Below are 17,046 nucleotides of genomic sequence, written 5' to 3'. Positions count from 1 at the left end.
GCGGTATCCGTGACGTGATCGTCGACCAGTTCGGGACGGCTGCTGTGCTGAGAGCGGAAATCCATGGTTGCTCCTGAATGGACATGGTCCAATGAATCGCCCGCCTGATCGGCGGAGTGCCGCGTCGGGGCCAGTGCTTGTCGCTGCGCCGCGAATGCGCTGACGCAAGGCCTGCGTCAGGGCGTGCTAGCGGAATCATGAGTTCGGTGTTCGGTGTTCGGTGTGATGCCACGGGCCTCATCATGCGTGAATTTACCCGTAAATGCAAATCATTCGCATTTACGTGCTGTATTTAGCAGAACATTGACCTGGAGATTGAACCGACCTGGATCGCCTGGATGATCCAGGGGCGGTCCGATGTCTGGCAAATGGCCGGTGGCCCGTGAGCGCTCGGGAGGTCCGCCGGTCAAGCGGCGCGGCATTCGACCCGCAGCCAACGGACAACCCCTCGAGGCGTCCCCGGATATGATGGCGAAAATGCCGCAGCGAGCCTGCCGCATCCTTGTTTATCCAAGCTAGCCAATGTCCACAAAATCTTTCGACGCCGCACGGACCGCCGGGTCCACCTCAACTTCCGCCGCAGTGGCGCAGCGCCTCCCCACTTTGCTGCTGGCCGCCGGCCTGTCGTTAGGCAGCGCAATCGCGCTGGGTCTTGCGCGCTTCGCGTACGCGCTGCTGTTGCCGTCGATGAAACTCGATCTCGGCTGGAGCTTCGCTCAGGCCGGCGCGATGAACACCGCCAATGCATTGGGCTATTTGCTGGGCGCACTGGCGTTTCCGCGACTCGCGCGCCGCTGGTCGGCTGCTGCGTTGTTCGGCGCCGGCTGCGTCGCCACTGCGGCTTTGATGGCCGTCAGCGGTCTGCTTGCCGACACCCATTCGCTACTCGTATTACGCGTGATGACCGGCGCGAGCAGCGCGGCGGTTTTCATCAGCGGTGGCGTGCTGGCGGCGCGGCTCGCGTCGGCGAGACCATCCGATGCGGGGCTCGTGCTCGGCCTGTATTACGGCGGGACCGGTTGGGGCATCGTTGCTTCATCCGTGCTGGTGCCGCTGACGATTGTCAACGTCGCGCACGGCTGGCAGTTTGCGTGGTTCGCCCTGGCGGCGGCATGCGCCGCGTTCGCCGCCGTCGCGATCGGCGCAGCGAGGAAAATCGAAAGCGTGCACGCGATGGGTTGCTCCCCCACGCAGTCTTCCGAGCCAACCGATGCACCGCGTTGGCCGCGTTTCAGTCTCGCGCTGGCAGGCTATGGCCTGTTCGGGGTCGGCTATATCGGCTACATGACGTTCATCGTCGCGCTGCTGCGCAACGCGGGGATGAGCGCGGTGGTGGTAACGGGCTTCTACCTGTTGCTTGGCATAGCGACCGTTGTATCGGCACGGCTGTGGTGCGGTTTGCTCGACCGCATGCGCGGCGGCCACGCGCTCGCGATCCTCAACGCCTTGCTCGCGGTGGCGACGCTGCTGCCCGCGTGGTTCACGCAGCCGTGGGTGGCGTTTGTCTCCGGCGTGCTGTTCGGCGCGACGTTTCTCTCGGCCGTGGCGTCGACCACGGCTTTTGTGCGCCACAATTTGCCGGTAAGTCATTGGGCCAAGGGCATCAGCGCCTTTACGATCGTGTTTGCGTTTGGACAGATCGTCGGGCCGATGGTGATCGGCTGGGTCTCGGATGGCGCCGGTCTTGCACGTGGACTGGTCTATTCGGCACTACTGCTGGCGGCCGGCGCGGTGCTGGCGGCTTGCCAGAAGCCTTTGCGCGGAGTCTGAGCCGGCGTCAGCAAGGCACCTGCGAAGCCGTTTTGAATTGTCCCCAGGAATTCCAGGAATACCGCCGGACTCGTTTAAGAACGTACACTCACGGCTTCTTCCCTACGCTGAGAGAAGCCGTGCCTGCCATCACCTGCATCGAAGATTTACGCGTACTTGCCCAACAGCGCGTGCCGCGCATGTTCTACGACTACGCCGACAGCGGCTCGTGGACCGAAAGTACCTACCGCGCCAATGAAAGCGACTTCCATCGCTTGCAGCTACGCCAGCGCGTGGCGGTCAACATGGCCGGCCGGAGCACGCGCACGGAAATGATCGGTCAGGAGACTGCCATGCCCGTGGCGCTCGCGCCGACGGGGCTGACCGGCATGCAACACGCCGACGGCGAAATCCTCGCGGCGCGCGCGGCGGAGAAGTTCGGCGTGCCGTTCACGTTATCCACGATGAGCATCTGTTCGATCGAGGACGTTGCCGCCCAGACCAGCAAGCCGTTCTGGTTCCAGCTATATATGATGCGCGACCGCGATTTCATCGTGCGATTGATCGAGCGCGCTCGCGCGGCGCGGTGCAGCGCCTTGATGCTCACGCTGGATTTGCAGATCCTCGGCCAACGCCACAAGGACATCAAGAACGGCCTGTCGGCGCCGCCCAAATTGACGCCGGCGAACCTCCTGAACCTCGCGACCAAGCCGCGCTGGTGCCTCGGCATGCTCGGCACGCGGCGGCGCACGTTCGGCAACATCGTCGGTCATGCGAAGGGCGTGGGCGATCTGTCGTCGCTGAGTTCGTGGACCGCCGAGCAGTTCGATCCGGGGCTGAGCTGGGCGGACGTCGAATGGGTCAAGAAGCTGTGGGGCGGCAAACTCATTCTGAAAGGCATCATGGATGTCGAAGACGCGCGCCTTGCCGCCGACAGCGGCGCCGACGCGTTGATCGTCTCCAACCACGGCGGGCGTCAACTCGACGGCGCGCCCTCGTCGATTTCGGCGCTCCCGGAGATCGCACGCGAGGTCGGCTCGCGCATCGAGGTGTGGATGGATGGCGGCATCCGCAGTGGTCAGGACGTGCTGAAAGCCGTTGCGCTCGGCGCGAAAGGCACGCTGATCGGCCGCAGCTTCCTCTATGGGCTGGGTGCGATGGGAGAGGCGGGCGTCACGCAGTGCCTGCAGATCATCCAGAAGGAATTGGACATCACCATGGCGTTTTGCGGCCACACTGATATCCGCCAGGTGGACGAGCGGATCCTGCTGCCTGGCAGGCGCTGAAGGGCAGGCACGTGACGGCGGATTCTGGTTACCCAGGCAAGCCGCTTCTACGCTGCCTGCAAGGCGCTCGTAGATGTCGAACTAGCTTGTTCCAGGGTCCGCCGGCGGCGATGCCGAAAGCGCCCCGGTACTAAATCTGCACCGACGGAATGCTCTTCATACACCGCAGCGCAAACATCGAGCGGCTGTGACGGATGCCGGCGATCTTGTAGAGCTTCTCGCGCAGAAACCGCTCGTAGCCGGCCGTACCGTCAACGGCCACTTTGACCAGGTAGTCGTACTCGCCCGACACCAGATACGCCTCCAGCACTTCAGTCAACGTGGCCAGTTCAGCGCCGAAGCGGGCCAGGGCGTCGTCGTCGTGGCGGTCGAGCGTGACCTCGAGCAATACCACGTCGGCGAAGCCCAGCTTCTGCTGATCGAGCAACGCAACATAGCCGCGAATATATCCCTCGGTTTCCAATTGACGCGTGCGATTCCAGCACGCGGTGGTCGACATGCCAACCAGTTCGGCAAGCTCGGCGTTACTCAGGCGCGCGTTCTTCTGCAATTCGCGCATGATCTTCCGATCCTGGTTGTCGAGTGGGCGATTTCGGGTGGTCACGGCGTTCTCGGAAGTTTATTCTGGAAAATGCCATTCTAAACGAAGTTCGTTCCGAAATTGATGAGCCGGTGGATTGCTTTAAGAAGCAAATCCAGCCTGCGCCCAGGTATATTTTCAGCGTGCATTCGTGCCCGGGACAACCGTCCGGGCCGCCGGCTTCGGGCCTGCGGTCTGACGCGGCCATAAGCTGCCAACTGGTGTCTCGCTGCCTTCACAGGAAGGCGGCACGCGGGCGAATTCCGGCGTTACCCACGCCGGGAGTCGCGCTCGCCGGGCATGGAGCATTTTCCTGACCGAATGCTCGTGTGTATCCACCGTCCGTATGTCGTCTTCGAACGATCGAATGAGCGCAGTAGCGCCGGAAAGGCGGGCGCGCCGGCGCGCGAAGGGCGCGGATGCAAGGATAAGGAAAGCGAGCGCAAGAAGACACCCACGAGCGCGGGCGTCGTTGGAACGCGCGGTCGCCGGAACAGGCGGCACCGCGCGCAATGACGTTCAGCTGAACTGCTGATATTGCAAAGGATCAGTGGAAAATGAGGTACAGGATCACCAGTACGATCAGCGGGACGCCAAGAAGCCAGCCGAGAAGATAAGGCATGATGTGATCTCCTTTCGTATCGAGGTTTGAATACGATGGTGATTCAGCATCCGGCGTGCCTGACGTTACCTGCTCACCGCCGCGCACTTGCTAAAGAGGCCGAAAGCCTCGCGCATCAAGGCAAATTCTCCCTCAGCACAATACTGAACTGCACCGGCTTCACATCACTCATCGCATCGCGTTTTTCCCGTACGTTGCGGAAAATCCGTAAACAATTCCCCACCATGGCCTGCGGTGTTTGTGTGATCAATGCATCCATGGTTCCGTCGATCAGCAACGCCCTTGTGTCAGGCGTCAAGCCGTGTCCGACAAACAGAATCTTCTGCTCGGAGCGTGCCTCGGCAATCGCGCGAGCGACGCCGTCTGATCCGCCACCACTGTTGTAAATCCCCGCGAGATCGGGCGTAACTATGCGCAGACGCGCAAGCTGCTGGAACAGCATGTTGCACCCGCCGCTGGTGTGGTCGGACGAACTCGCGGGGATTCTGTTCCTGTGGCTCGCCATGCTCGGCGCCGTGCTCGCGCTGCGGCGCGGCGAACATATGCGGATGACGGCTTTCGTCAGCCGTCTTTCGCCGGAGCGCCGCGCGTTTGTCGATACCCTCGCGATTGCCGCATCGGTTGCATTGCTCGCGCTGTTGATCGGCCCCGCGTACGACTACGCGTCCGGCGAGGCGGCGATCGTCACGCCCGCGCTGGAGATCAGCAACGCATGGCGCGCGCTCGCGTTGCCGATCGGTGCCGCACTCATGTTGATCGTTGGCCTGATCCGTCTCGCGCAAGTGAGTCGAGTGCGCGATGTGCTGATCGTGCTCGGGATTGCCGCACTGCTAGGCGTGGTGGCGGTGTTCGGCGCCCCGTGGTTCCAGACGCTCGGTAAGGCCAATCTGGTGATCTTCTTCGTCGGCGTGGTCGCGATCGGTATTTTTTCGGGCGTACCTATCGGCTTTTCTTTCGCGCTCGCCACGTTCGGCTATCTCGGCCTCTCGACCTTCACGCCGCTCGAAGTGATGGTCGGCCGCATGGACGAAGGGATGTCGCATCTGGTGTTGCTGGCGGTCCCCTTGTTCGTGTTTCTCGGCTTGCTGATCGAAATGACCGGCATGGCGCGCGCGATGATCGAGTTTCTCGCGAGTCTCGTCGGTCACGTGCACGGCGGTTTGTCGTTCGTGCTGATCGGCGCGATGTATCTGGTGTCGGGCATCTCCGGTTCGAAAGTCGCGGACATGGCGGCGATCGCGCCGGTGCTGTTCCCCGAAATGAAAAAACGCGGCGCGTCGGAAGGCGATCTGGTCGCATTGCTTGCGACCACTGGCGCGCAAAGCGAAACGATCCCGCCGAGCATCGTGCTGATTACGATCGGCTCGGTGACCGGCCTGTCGATCTCCGCGCTCTTCACCGCCGGGATGCTGCCGGGCGCGGTGCTCGCGTTGATTCTTTGCGTGGTGGTGTGGTGGCGCTATCGCAAGGAGGACCTGAGCGGCGCACAACGCTTCAGCAAGCGGCAGATCGGTCGACTGTTCCTCGTGTCGCTGCCGGCGCTGGCGTTGCCGTTCGTGATCAGAATGGCGGTGGTCGAAGGCGTGGCCACGGCGACCGAAGTGTCGACCATCGGTATTGCGTATGCAATGGTGATCGGGCTCCTGGTGTACCGGCGCTTCGAATGGAAGCGCCTTGGCCGCATGCTGGTGGATGCGGCGACCTTGTCGGGCGCGATCCTGTTCATCATCGGATGCGCGACGGCTATGGCGTGGGCGCTCACGCAATCCGGCTTCTCGCAGGACCTCGCGCAATTGATGGGTTCGATGCCGGGCGGCGCGTATGGCTTTCTGGCGGTGTCGATCGTCGTGTTCGTGATGCTCGGCAGTGTGCTCGAAGGCATCCCCGCCATCGTGCTGTTCGGACCGCTGCTGTTTCCGATCGCACGACTCGCCGGCGTCAATGAAGTGCACTACGCGATCGTCGTGATCCTCTCGATGGGCGTCGGTCTTTTCTCACCGCCGTTCGGCGTTGGCTACTACTCGGCGTGCGCGATCAGCAAGGTTAATCCCGATGCGGGCATTCGTCCGATTGTCGGCTATATGGGCGCGTTGATTGTCGGCCTGATTCTGGTCGCGGCGATTCCCTGGATTTCTATCGGTTTTCTCTAAGGTTTCTTTTAAGTCTCTTCACGGGTTCGACATCCGGGCGCTGCGTTCCCGCTGCGCCGGGGCGTCGCTCGTCTTTTAAAACTGGCAGCATCGGGAGAGTTTCATGAGTCGTTTCTTTGGCGAGATCCGCCAGGCCGGATACGTAGTGCGCGATATCGAGGCCGCCATGGACTATTGGAGCCGGGTGCTCGGTGTGGGTCCGTGGTTCTACAACGAACGCGTGCCGATCGAGAATTACACGTACCGCGGGCAATCGTATGACGTGCATAACTCGGTGGCGCTGGCGAACTCAGGACCGCTGCAGGTCGAACTGATCCAGACGCGCAACGATGCGCCTTCCATGTATCGCGACTTTCTCGCCGCGGGCAACACCGGTTTGCAGCACAACGCGTATTGGACCACTTCATTCGACGCGGACCTTGCCCGTTTGCAGGAGCAAGGTTTCAAGGTCGCCATGAGCGGTGAAGTCGGGCGCAACGGCCGCTTCGTCTACTTCGACACGGAAAATCATCCGGGTACGGTGATCGAGTTGTCGGAAATCGCCGGACCGAAAGGCAAACTGTTCGACATGATCCATGCGGCCTCGCTCGATTGGGATGGTCGTGATCCAGTGCGCCGCTTTCCTGATCTGAGCGCGCTATGAACGCCACGCTGCAACGGCAGGCTGTCAACCACGATTGCCTCGAAGCCGACTATCTGATTTGGGAGGCCGTGCAGGCACGCACGCCGCTGGCGGTCTACGCCGAGCACAATCCGGAACTGCGCCGTGCGTTGGAATTTTTCGGTGGCCGCACGTGAGCGAGATACAGGAGGCGAGTGGCATGCGTGACATCAGCGGCGACGGCCCTGCCTATGGCTTCTACGGTGACGACTTTACCGGCGCGACCGATACGCTCGCTCATCTCGCCCGCGCCGGTTTGCGCACCATGCTGCTGTTCGCGCCACCGGATGCCGCACGGCTGTCGCTGCTGGGCCGGCTCGACGCGGTGGGCATTGCGGGCGCCGCGCGGACCATGCCGCCGCAGGTGCAGCAGCAGGAACTGGCGCGCGTGGGGGCCGCATTCGCCGCGCTAGGCGTGAGCGTGATGCACTACAAGGTGTGCTCGACTTTCGATAGCGCGCCGCAGACCGGCAGCATAGGCGTGGCGATTCGCACGTTGCGCGAGTACTGCGCGAATCCGTTGGTCGCGGTGGTGGGCGGTCAACCGAATCTGCGCCGCTATTGCGTGTTCGGCGAACTGTTCGCGGCGGCGGGCGCGGACGATCATCGACAGTCGATCTACAGGATCGACCGTCATCCGACCATGAGCCGTCATCCCGTCACGCCGATGAATGAGGCGGACTTGCGCATTCATTTACAGCGTCAAGGGCTGGAGAACGTGCAATCGATCGACTGGCGTTGCTATGCGGACGACGACACGATGCTGCAAACGGAGTTGGATAGCCGGCTCGAATCGAAACCGGATGCCGTGCTATTCGATGTGCTCGACGACTCGCATTTGCGCGCGATTGGACGGGTGATTTCTCGTCATGCCAACTCGCAGGCGCCGTTGCTCGCGGTTGGTGCGAGCAGTGTGGCGCAGGCTTATGCGAGTGCGCTCAACGAGGCGGGTGAACGGGGAGAAGTCAACGTTGCGCCCGTGTCGCTGGCTCGCGCGCGCGGACCGGTGTTCGTGCTGGCCGGCAGTCTTTCGCCGTTGACCGAAGTGCAGATTGCCGCGGCGCAGTCTTATTTGCGCGTGGAACTTGACCCATTGAAAATGACGGGCGAAGGTGCAGCGGACTATCTGGCCGCGCGTGTTGCCGCAATCGTCGGCCCGTTGCGTGATGGACGCAACGTGCTCGCTTTCACGACGCGTCGTGCGGTGCATGCAGCCGATGCAACTGACGTGACTGACGCGGCCAAAGCCGAAGGCGAAGCACGCCGTGCCCTGCCGCAACTCGCCCATACGTGCGCCTCGTTGCTGCGAGAGGTACTCGGCAAGGTGAGATTGCAGCGCATCGGGATTGCAGGGGGCGACACGTCGAGTTTCGCCATCCGCGCACTCGACGCCTGGGGGTTGTCGTATTTCGCGCCCTTATCGGCGGGCGTCACGGTGTGCCGCCTGCACGCCGACAGCAGCGAACTCGACGGCATGGAAATCATGCTCAAGGGCGGCCAAATGGGCGATGCCAACCTGTTCGAGGAACTGCTGAATGGTCATGCCCGCGATGAGGCAGACAAGCACTAACCATTGTCGGCAAAGCCCGGGTATAGCGTCATGCCGCCGTCGACGAATAGCGTCGTGCCCACCACGTAGTCGCTTTCATCCGACGCGAGCCAGACAGCGGCTTTGCCGATATCCTCGGTTTCGCCCATGCGCCCATAGGGAATCAGCTTCAACAGTTTATCGAGCGCGGCCTCCGTATCCCACGCATCCTTGTTGATCGGTGTACGGATCGCGCCGGGTGCAATGGAATTCACGCGAATGCGCTCGGGCGCGACCTCTTGTGCCAGTGACTTCATGAACATCTGAATGCCGCCTTTGGACGCTGCGTAATTCACGTGACCACCCCAAGGGATCAATTCGTGCACTGAACTCATGCAGATGATTTTTCCAAGCGCTTTGGAAACAGGCCGCGGCCCACGTCGCCGAAACTCTTTCACGGCTGCCTGGGTCGTCAGGAACTGGCCGGTGAGATTGGTCGCCAGAACGGCTTTCCAATCATCGAGCGTCATATCGGTGAACGCATTGTCTTTCTGAACACCGGAATTGGCGATGACAATATCGACGCTCTCGAACTGTTTGCGGCACACGTCGAACATCTTTTCGACCTGAGCAGGATCGGCCACGTCGGCTTGCACGGCGATCGCTCTACCACCCGCTTTGCCGATCTTATCGGCGAGCGCTTCCGCCGCTTCGCCATGCGAATGGTAGTTCAGCACCACGGCCGCGCCCGCATTCGCCAGCGCTTGCGCAACGCCGGAACCGATGCCTGAACTGGCGCCTGTGATCAAAGCGACCTGATCGTCAAGTAACTTTTCCATTCCGCTCTCCCGCGTAACGACGCGATTGTCGATCGACTGCTGTCCGGCCCCGATCACTACTGACATAACGAGGCCGCCGGATATCGATGCAGGGAACTGCATCCATATCCGGCGGCCGGCTCGGTTCGATCTGCTGAAGCGAGCACCTCAGTCCAGCTATATCACGCCTGCGACGACCAGCACAATCACGACGATCACCACGATGCCAATACCGCCAGTCGGCGCATAACCCCATGAACGGCTATGCGGCCACGTCGGAAACGCACCGATGAGGAGAAGGATCAGCACAATCAGAAGAATAGTTCCCAACATATAAATAACCTCCGCTTGGGTTGATAGGACCTGCCTGTCACGACAGCCATGCAGTGCGCGCCGAGGCGTGCTTGCGAAAAGGCAGTATCGATGTCCTGGGAGTGAGCAAGCCGTGTGCCCAGGCTCGTCCGTTACGGGCGGTGTTACGTAGCGAGCGCGTTACCGAACACGATTTCGCCGTTTTCTCCGCGTTGCTGAAGCAGAGCGAACGCGGGAAAAACCTATATCCGACAAGCTATACGGCTACAATTTGGACGAACTTGCCAATAATGAGCAACGGGTGAGCCTCAAGGCCTACCTCACGTCTCTACTGACCGGCCGAAGAATGAGCGCCTTCAGGGATTGTGCGCGACGTGGATGGGGCACGCACTTTGGTTTTGACTACCGCGATGTTGGTGACGCGTTAGCTGCGCTACCGGTGACATATCGGTCATTCCGGATCGGATTCAACATGTTCTACCGAATCACAAAGCCCTAGAGGTTTTGGATGGGTTTCTAGTGTTTTTTGTGAGTATTCGCAGCTTTGCCCGTCCTCTGATGGCGCCAGCTTAAGAGCTATGCTGACGGCCTTCACGACGGGCAAAGTGCTTTTTGAGTCGTCCGATTCATAGGTCCGGCCCTGGTGGGATCGAGCCTAACCTCAAGAGATTCTTTCAATCGAGGCGCCAATCCTCATGATGGGCTCGCGGAAGATGACATGGTCCCCCGCTCCGCCTCAAACCGATCCAACTCCCCCAGCAAATGCTTGATCTGAAACGTCTGCATCGCAGTCAGCGGAAACTCATCCTGTATGCGTTGCAACCGCTTTCGCCAATAAGCGGGCGCCAGCACAGGTTCACCACGAAAGGCGCGCAGCGACGGCGCCATCACACGCGCGACGTGCGCGATGTCTTCATCCATATTCATGCGAGAGCCCCGAAAAACCTCGATGTTCAGTTTTGTTTTTCTGTGTGCGCTTTGAGTGACAACGAGTTCATGGTGGCTGCGCAAACGTCGACGCTTATAGTAAGAAATCAGAATCGCCGGGTCAAGGTTTTCGACCGAATTTCGCATGGACGGCGCTTGGAATTTGCCTTGATTTCAGGGATATTTTGATTACGCCGGGATTTCAATGGGTACTTTTCCGGGTTATCAATAACGGCCTTCTACTCGCGAGATCGCTCCGGTCTGGCACGCGTCAAACGGCGCAAGTGAGTACCTCCAAACCCCGAGACGCAGCTAACCCGAGCAACAAAGTCAGACATAGTTCAAAGCGCCTTCCCCCGCGACGGCGGCGAATCCTCTTGCGCCTGTCCACCACCCACCACCTCGACTTCCAAATAACCAATCCGCACCGGCGGCACAAACCACGCAAGACACAACCCGACCAACGCAGCCGCGCCCGCCACCAGAATGCCGATATGAATCGACTCCACCAGTGATTCTCGCGCGGAATTCATCATCGCATCGCCCGCATGCCCGGCGCTCACCAGACGATTGATCAACGCCGCCTGCTCCGCGCGGTCCACCAGCAGCTCGGGACTCGCAAACGATTTGAACCACTGCGTCGCCTGATACGACGCGAGAGAGCGATGCACACCCTGCGTGTAGAGATGCCCGAGCAGCGCACCCGTCATCACTGTGCCCAGCATTCCACCAAACGTCCGCAGCGATTGCAGCAAAGCCGTTGCCGCGCCAAGCTGATCGCGCGGCACGATCTGTTGCGAACAGACCGTCAGGCTGGTCGCCACCAGACCCAGTCCGAGCCCACTGAGGCCCATGCACGACATCCACACCAGATGCGGCTCGGTCCCTCTGAGTACGACCACGCTCAAACACGCCAACGCGGACAGCGCAAACCCGACATACATGATGCCGTTCGCGCGACGAATCCGTGTGACGATACGATTGTTCAAGACGCTGCCCACTGTCGTGCCCAGCAATAGCGGTGTAATCAGCATGCCCGAATCGTGCGCAGACATCGCATAGCCGCCCTGAAACAACAGCGGCACGTAAAACACCAGCGAAAACAGCGCGAAACCGCCGAGCACTGACATCGCAAAGAGTGCGGAGAGCTTGCGGTTCAGCAGCATATCCACTGGAATGATCGGGTACGCGATTCGCCGCTCCCACAACCACAGCGTCATTGCAAAACTCGCCGCGACGACTGCAAGCACGATCGTTATCGTGTCGACCCCGTACTTCGGAAACAACTCGATCAGTAACTGGAGTGAGCCGAAGGTGACCGCAATCACGAACGCGCCGAGCCAATCGAGTCGTATCGGGCCTTTACGCCGCAGATGATGCAGCGGCGGCAAGAACCGCTGCACGAACAGCAGCGACGCGAGGCCAACCGGCACATTGACAAAAAACACCAGCCGCCAGCCGCCGTATTGCGTGAGCATGCCCCCGAGCGTCGGCCCGACCATATTGGCGACGCCGAATGCGGACGTCACGAACACGAGCCAACGCAACCGCAGCTTCGGATTGGGGAACAGATCGGCGACGGTGGCGAACACCGTGCCGATCAGAATGCCGCCGCCGATCCCCTGCAGGCCGCGCGAAACCACCAGTAGCAGCATGCTGGTGGCGAGGCCGCACAATACCGACGCGCCGGTAAACAACAGAATCGCGGCGATCAGAAACGGCTTGCGCCCGAACAGATCACCCAGCCGCCCGAAGATCGGAATCGTGATCACCGAAGCCAGCATGTACGCCGTCGCGACCCATGCGTACAGATCGAAGCCCTTTAGATCGGCGACGATGCGCGGCAGCGCGGTACCCACAATAGTTTGATCGAGCGCCACCAGCATCGAGACGAAGGCGACACCGAGCATCGCCAGCAATGACTCGCGAAACGGCAGCAATTGTCCGCCGGGTAGAGGCGCGTCGAGACCCGGAGTCATGGCAGTCCACTTTGCGCGCTGATGCATCCACTTACTTGCCGGCCGCCTGATGCGCGCCCAATGCCGCGCCGAGATCCTCGTCGGTCAACGCCGGGAAGATGCTCATCGTCAGTAAATCGCCCCATTCGAGCGCCATCGCCGCGAGTCCTCGCGTATCGTCCGCTTCGACGATCGAAACGCCATGCAGTCCGCCGATCGCGTGCCAGCGCCCCAGCATTTTGACACCTTCAGGCGGCTGGCCGCCGGTTTTCATAAAGCGCTCGATGACGGAGTTTTCCGTAGTAGGCAGGCCATTCCATTGCACGATGAATTTCATTGCATGTCTCCAGTTGGATCGGCGATGCCGGCTCGTGGCGCGCTGCAATCGTCCTCAGTGCCGTAAGACGCATTGGCTTGCCTCGCGCCTTGAACACTTTTGCGCCAGCATGCTGTCCGGTTAGCACGTGCGCTATCCGCGGACGGCATAAAACCACGTGGCGTCCTAAACAGCATAGGTGAGCGCACGGTCATCAACGTCGCCCCGTGCGGACATTCACCAGGCCAATTGAACACTGCGCGTCGCTGGGAGAGCATGACGGCACGTCTGTTTCCAATTCCGGCCATCTCGCGCGTCCTATAGAAAGGAGCTTTTTATGCGGCTGTCGAAAATGGGGATGTCGATCGGTCTTGAAGCGCGCCGCACAATGCGCCGGCACGACCGGCGCGCATGCGGATGGCAAACCGAACAAGCGAGAACGCGTCAAGTACATCAAACGCAAACGGCACGCGTGTTGAACGCGTGCCGTTGTAGTTACTGTTGTTTCGAGTGTCCGAATCCGGCTCTAGCGGCGCGGCAAATTGCGCGGCACTGCAGTAGCGGGTGCACCGGCAATAGCCTGACGCGCTGCGGGAAAACCCGGTGGGTATTCGACGACGCGCGCGGAACCGGGCGCTACCTGTACGGCGACGCTCACAGCATGCACACCGATTCGTGCGCCGCCAACGATAGCGGCCATCGCCTGGCGGTCGAGTTCGACGCTGTCAGTAAGGTCCTTGATGAGGAGATTTGCCATGACCGCTCCGGGGGAAAGACCGAGGCGGCGGCTGGTGTGATTCTCCAGCCGCCGCCCGGGTGTGTCGTTAAATGTGTTGAGGTCTCGTCGCACTATCAGTATAGGAAATCTGTTCGCAGCTCGCCTGTTGGAAGTGGACAGGCGGCAATAGGGAAGCCCCCGCCTCCGCGCTACTGCATGCCGTTAAACGTTGGCGTAATTGGCGCCCCAAAGCGACGGGCTGACATTCAGCTTCAACGGTGCGAAGCCCGCGCCGATCACGCCGATGTTGTTGAGTGCGGCGACGTTGACGGTTTGAATCTGGCTGAGGTTCTGGACGACCGAGACGTTGACATTGGCAATGCCGCCAAGGCCGCCTACCGACGGCAAACCGGGCACGTTGCTGCCGGTGCCGCCGGCCACCGCCGACATTGCGCGATGATCGAGCTCGCGGGTGCGGGACAGATCGCGAATCATGAGGGATGACATGGTGATTCTCCAAAGGTGCGCGGAAGACGGGCGTGATCGAAGCGAAGTGGAGATGGCCGGGCGGCCGTCCACTTCGCTGAATCAGGCTTATCAGGCTTTAAACGTGGATGTTGTTGCTCGACGTGATGCAGGGAACGATCGAGCTATCGATGCCAGCCGCGAACGCGACGTTGTTGCCGTTGGCGTTCTGCACATTCACTGCGTTGCTGATCAACTGCGTGGCGTCGACATGCTTGCTGTTGTTCGGCGCGACCACCGGGCTGAAGTTGAAGTACGACGAGGTCGGATAGCCGTGGCCGCCGCGCACGGCGCTCATCGCCTTGCTGTCGAGTTGTTCGGTGATGGACAGGTCTTTGATCATCAGCGTGTTCATGGTAAATCTCCTGGAAGGGGAACATCACAGTGTTGCGATTGGGTTCGAGCATCTTGTCTGCTCGAGTGTCACTAATGCATGGGCTATGCCAGGTTTATTCGTGGCTCCTAAGAAAGTTTCTGGAGGCTTGATGCGCAAGGCTTTCACCTCGCGTCGCAGCGTTGGATCCGCAATCCAGCCACCAGCACACCATCAGAGCCTGGCGGCACGTACCCAACAACGCGCCGGATTCTGTTGGATGTCGCAAGACACTCGCGGGGTATGCACGCAGCGGGCCAATCCTGGTTTGCGAAAGCGCGGGTCGGGAGCTAGTATCGAAGCGGCACATGTAACTGATTACGACAGGTTTTCTATCAGCCCGAGGGTTGCCGGTTGCATGCGATGCGGCCCAACGGCAGCGGGGACGCTTCGCACAAATGGCTAGCCTTGCGCATGTGATTCGCGACTATCAGAACGGCGAGCTGTCACGTGACGAGTTCGTCGCTCAACTCGACAGCACGTTGACGACCGAAGGACTCGGTCCAACGCAGCTGCTGGAAATGCTCGGCGTAGCGCATCGCAAAGCCCCTCTGCCCGACGATCTCTACGCCGAAGTGCGGCGGCGTATCGAACAGTTGCGCGTCTCGAACGTGGCGGCCGGCGGCGAAGAAACCGGCATTCAGACCACCGTTGAGATACCGCCAGTACATTCGGCAAGCTCGGCAAGCTCGGCCGGTGCCGCGAGCGCTGCCGGCACAGCCGGTCAGGATCAGATCAAAGGCACCGGTGACACGCTGAATAACCGCTTCGTCCTCGAGGAGTGTCTGGGCGTCGGTGGAATGGGCACCGTGTATAAGGCGCTCGATATGCGCAAGCTCGAAGCGTCGGATCGCAAACCGTATGTCGCGATCAAGGTGCTCAACGTCCAGTTCCGCGGCAACCCGAATTCACTCGTCGCGCTGCAGCGCGAGGCGCGCAAGGCGCAGGTGCTCGCGCACCGCAACATCATCACGGTGTACGACTTCGATCGTGACGGACCGATCGTCTACCTGACGATGGAGTACCTCACCGGCAAGCCGCTCAGCCAGCTATTGCGCACGCCCGGCTATAAGGGCATGCCGGTTCGCGCCGCGCTGCCGATTGTGCGAGGCATGTGCAACGCGCTCGCCTATGCGCACGAACACGGCTTCGTGCATTGCGACTTCAAGCCCGCCAACGTCTTTCTCACGACGAATGCGGAAGTGAAGGTGATCGACTTCGGCATCGCCCGTGTGTTCCAGCGGCCGGAGGAGGAGAGCGACGCAACTGTCTTCGACCCCGGCAGTCTGGGCGCGTTGACGCCTGCGTACGCGAGCCCGGAGATGATCGAACACCGCGAGCCGGACCCGCGCGACGACATCTACGCGCTCGGCTGCATCACCTACGAGTTGTTGACGGGCCATCATCCGTTCGACCGGCTATCGGCGACGCAGGCCCGCAATGCCGACTTCAAACTTCAGCGTCCACCCAATCTCGATGCCAAACAGTGGCGCGCGCTGCGCACTGCGCTTTCGTTCGATCGCGATACGCGCATGCCGAGTGTCGTGCGCTTCATCGCTGAGTTCGACAACGAAGCGCGCGCGGAGAAATCGGGTGCCCTGGTCAAGGTAGGGTTCGCAAGTTTTGCTGTGGTGTGTGCCGCGGCCGTCGGCGTGTTTGCGTTGCGCTCGGCGCCGAATCGACAAAGTGGCACGCCGCCGGCTGCGGCGACGTCCGAGGCGTCGGCGGATCAAACGGTCTCTGCGTCGTCGTCTCCGGTGGCTGCCGCGGCGGTGGCGAGCTCGCCTGAGCAGTCCGCCTCCGCTGGGCCAACAGCGGTGCCCACCGCGCCTGTAGCGCCGCAGATAGCGCCACCGGTAGCGCCACCGGTAGCGCAGACGCCCACTCCGCCCGCGCCCAAACCCGCCCTTACCCTGGCGACGGTTGCACCGGTGCTGGCACAAGTACCGTGCTCGGCGCTATCTGCTTCGACCCAGGACCACACGTTGGCGGTGCGCGGCTACGTTTCGCAACGCTACGGTGCAGCGCGCCTGAAGGACACGCTGACGGCATTGCCGGGCGTCGATGCGCTATCGCTCCAGGTGGAGCCGCTCGCCGACGACAAATGCGCAACGATCAAAGCGCTCGCCCCTTATTGGACCCGCAACTGGCAAGCAGGCCATGTTGCGTCGCTGCATGTGCGTCCGCCCGGCGGGCAGTTGAGCGAAGGCGATCCGCTGGTTGTCGACGTGACCACGCCCCCTTACGACTCGTACGTGAATCTCGACTACTACCAACTCGACGGCAGCGTCGTGCACATGGTGCCGAGCCCCCGTGCGAAGGACAATCAGGCGCCCCCGCACTACGCGGCCACGATCGGCAGCGCGGGCGACTGGATCATTTCGAAGCCGTTTGGATCGGAGATGGTGGTGTTGTTGATCACGCCGGCGCCGCTATTCGACAAGCCGCGGCCCGAAAGCGAATCACGTGCCGATTATCTGCGTGCGCTGGAGACGCGGCTCACGCAGATTGCCGGCAAATTCG

The 17,046-nt window shown here is 61.3% G+C and carries 17 protein-coding genes; 7 read left to right on the top strand and 10 right to left on the bottom strand.

Features of this window, described 5'->3' with window-relative positions; genetic code table 11:
* Positions 1-522 precede the first annotated feature (522 nt).
* Positions 523-1,770, top strand: coding sequence for a YbfB/YjiJ family MFS transporter (locus QOC89_RS14475; protein ID WP_323045636.1), 1,248 nt, complete (start codon positions 523-525; stop codon positions 1,768-1,770).
* A gap of 119 nt (positions 1,771-1,889) precedes the next feature.
* Entirely contained in the window at positions 1,890-3,035 is a 1,146-nt protein-coding gene (locus QOC89_RS14470) for an alpha-hydroxy acid oxidase (RefSeq protein WP_323045635.1), read from the top strand.
* Between the two features lie 130 nt (positions 3,036-3,165).
* Here QOC89_RS14470 and QOC89_RS14465 read toward each other — a convergent pair whose 3' ends face one another.
* The gene (locus tag QOC89_RS14465; RefSeq protein WP_179740439.1) at positions 3,166-3,639 is read right to left on the bottom strand and encodes an Lrp/AsnC family transcriptional regulator; all 474 of its coding nucleotides are present in this window, start codon (positions 3,637-3,639) and stop codon (positions 3,166-3,168) included.
* Between the two features lie 713 nt (positions 3,640-4,352).
* On the bottom strand, positions 4,353-4,679 hold the full coding sequence (locus tag QOC89_RS14460) for a substrate-binding domain-containing protein (RefSeq protein ID WP_416340405.1): 327 nt from the start codon (positions 4,677-4,679) through the stop codon (positions 4,353-4,355).
* Between QOC89_RS14460 and QOC89_RS14455 the strand changes: the two genes are divergently transcribed.
* The 4 genes from QOC89_RS14455 (at position 4,678) to QOC89_RS14440 (ending at position 8,618) form a co-directional block, all read left to right on the top strand.
* Complete coding sequence (locus QOC89_RS14455) at positions 4,678-6,387, top strand: TRAP transporter large permease subunit (protein WP_323045634.1); 1,710 nt, start codon at positions 4,678-4,680, stop codon at positions 6,385-6,387. The two genes, QOC89_RS14460 and QOC89_RS14455, sit on opposite strands and share 2 nt — an antisense overlap.
* Positions 6,388-6,490: 103 nt before the next feature.
* On the top strand, positions 6,491-7,030 hold the full coding sequence (locus QOC89_RS14450; protein WP_179740443.1) for a VOC family protein: 540 nt from the start codon (positions 6,491-6,493) through the stop codon (positions 7,028-7,030).
* Complete coding sequence (locus tag QOC89_RS14445; RefSeq protein ID WP_323045633.1) at positions 7,027-7,185, top strand: hypothetical protein; 159 nt, start codon at positions 7,027-7,029, stop codon at positions 7,183-7,185. Before QOC89_RS14450 ends, QOC89_RS14445 begins: the two co-directional genes overlap by 4 nt.
* Before the next feature lie 23 nt (positions 7,186-7,208).
* The gene (locus QOC89_RS14440; protein WP_323045632.1) at positions 7,209-8,618 is read left to right on the top strand and encodes a four-carbon acid sugar kinase family protein; all 1,410 of its coding nucleotides are present in this window, start codon (positions 7,209-7,211) and stop codon (positions 8,616-8,618) included.
* Here the strand turns inward: QOC89_RS14440 and QOC89_RS14435 are convergent.
* From QOC89_RS14435 to QOC89_RS14400, 8 genes are all read right to left on the bottom strand, one after another.
* Positions 8,615-9,415: an SDR family oxidoreductase gene (locus QOC89_RS14435; protein ID WP_323045631.1), complete on the bottom strand. Its 801-nt coding sequence runs from the start codon at positions 9,413-9,415 to the stop codon at positions 8,615-8,617. The two genes, QOC89_RS14440 and QOC89_RS14435, sit on opposite strands and share 4 nt — an antisense overlap.
* Before the next feature lie 156 nt (positions 9,416-9,571).
* Positions 9,572-9,727, bottom strand: coding sequence for a DUF3309 family protein (locus tag QOC89_RS14430; RefSeq protein ID WP_201073954.1), 156 nt, complete (start codon positions 9,725-9,727; stop codon positions 9,572-9,574).
* A gap of 672 nt (positions 9,728-10,399) precedes the next feature.
* Positions 10,400-10,780, bottom strand: coding sequence for a hypothetical protein (locus QOC89_RS14425; protein WP_323045630.1), 381 nt, complete (start codon positions 10,778-10,780; stop codon positions 10,400-10,402).
* Between the two features lie 194 nt (positions 10,781-10,974).
* Entirely contained in the window at positions 10,975-12,612 is a 1,638-nt protein-coding gene (locus QOC89_RS14420) for an MFS transporter (RefSeq protein ID WP_323045629.1), read from the bottom strand.
* A gap of 31 nt (positions 12,613-12,643) precedes the next feature.
* The gene (locus tag QOC89_RS14415; protein WP_323045628.1) at positions 12,644-12,928 is read right to left on the bottom strand and encodes a DUF3303 domain-containing protein; all 285 of its coding nucleotides are present in this window, start codon (positions 12,926-12,928) and stop codon (positions 12,644-12,646) included.
* A gap of 505 nt (positions 12,929-13,433) precedes the next feature.
* On the bottom strand, positions 13,434-13,664 hold the full coding sequence (locus QOC89_RS14410) for a hypothetical protein (protein ID WP_323045627.1): 231 nt from the start codon (positions 13,662-13,664) through the stop codon (positions 13,434-13,436).
* Positions 13,665-13,847: 183 nt separating this feature from the next.
* A complete protein-coding gene (locus tag QOC89_RS14405; RefSeq protein WP_323045626.1) occupies positions 13,848-14,132 on the bottom strand; it encodes a hypothetical protein in 285 nt (94 codons plus the stop codon).
* Positions 14,133-14,229: 97 nt separating this feature from the next.
* On the bottom strand, positions 14,230-14,505 hold the full coding sequence (locus QOC89_RS14400; protein ID WP_323045625.1) for a hypothetical protein: 276 nt from the start codon (positions 14,503-14,505) through the stop codon (positions 14,230-14,232).
* 416 nt (positions 14,506-14,921) lie between these two features.
* Between QOC89_RS14400 and QOC89_RS14395 the strand changes: the two genes are divergently transcribed.
* A partial coding sequence (locus QOC89_RS14395) for a serine/threonine protein kinase (protein ID WP_323045624.1) occupies positions 14,922-17,046 on the top strand: 2,125 nt, incomplete at its 3' end.

Source organism: Paraburkholderia sp., from assembly GCF_034668105.1.
GTDB lineage: Bacteria > Pseudomonadota > Gammaproteobacteria > Burkholderiales > Burkholderiaceae > Paraburkholderia.
This window is presented reverse-complemented; position numbering and strand designations above follow the sequence as displayed.

What these genes read in the sequence shown, in the direction of transcription:
- QOC89_RS14475 (WP_323045636.1), top strand. Translation starts at nt 523, where the DNA reads ATGTCCACAAAATCTTTCGACGCCGCACGGACCGCCGGGTCCACCTCA.
- QOC89_RS14455 (WP_323045634.1), top strand. Translation starts at nt 4,678, where the DNA reads ATGTTGCACCCGCCGCTGGTGTGGTCGGACGAACTCGCGGGGATTCTG.
- QOC89_RS14460 (WP_416340405.1), bottom strand. Translation starts at nt 4,679, where the DNA reads ATGCTGTTCCAGCAGCTTGCGCGTCTGCGCATAGTTACGCCCGATCTC.
- QOC89_RS14450 (WP_179740443.1), top strand. Translation starts at nt 6,491, where the DNA reads ATGAGTCGTTTCTTTGGCGAGATCCGCCAGGCCGGATACGTAGTGCGC.
- QOC89_RS14445 (WP_323045633.1), top strand. Translation starts at nt 7,027, where the DNA reads ATGAACGCCACGCTGCAACGGCAGGCTGTCAACCACGATTGCCTCGAA.
- QOC89_RS14440 (WP_323045632.1), top strand. Translation starts at nt 7,209, where the DNA reads ATGCGTGACATCAGCGGCGACGGCCCTGCCTATGGCTTCTACGGTGAC.
- QOC89_RS14435 (WP_323045631.1), bottom strand. Translation starts at nt 9,415, where the DNA reads ATGGAAAAGTTACTTGACGATCAGGTCGCTTTGATCACAGGCGCCAGT.
- QOC89_RS14430 (WP_201073954.1), bottom strand. Translation starts at nt 9,727, where the DNA reads ATGTTGGGAACTATTCTTCTGATTGTGCTGATCCTTCTCCTCATCGGT.
- QOC89_RS14425 (WP_323045630.1), bottom strand. Translation starts at nt 10,780, where the DNA reads ATGCGAAATTCGGTCGAAAACCTTGACCCGGCGATTCTGATTTCTTAC.
- QOC89_RS14420 (WP_323045629.1), bottom strand. Translation starts at nt 12,612, where the DNA reads ATGACTCCGGGTCTCGACGCGCCTCTACCCGGCGGACAATTGCTGCCG.
- QOC89_RS14415 (WP_323045628.1), bottom strand. Translation starts at nt 12,928, where the DNA reads ATGAAATTCATCGTGCAATGGAATGGCCTGCCTACTACGGAAAACTCC.
- QOC89_RS14410 (WP_323045627.1), bottom strand. Translation starts at nt 13,664, where the DNA reads ATGGCAAATCTCCTCATCAAGGACCTTACTGACAGCGTCGAACTCGAC.
- QOC89_RS14405 (WP_323045626.1), bottom strand. Translation starts at nt 14,132, where the DNA reads ATGTCATCCCTCATGATTCGCGATCTGTCCCGCACCCGCGAGCTCGAT.
- QOC89_RS14400 (WP_323045625.1), bottom strand. Translation starts at nt 14,505, where the DNA reads ATGAACACGCTGATGATCAAAGACCTGTCCATCACCGAACAACTCGAC.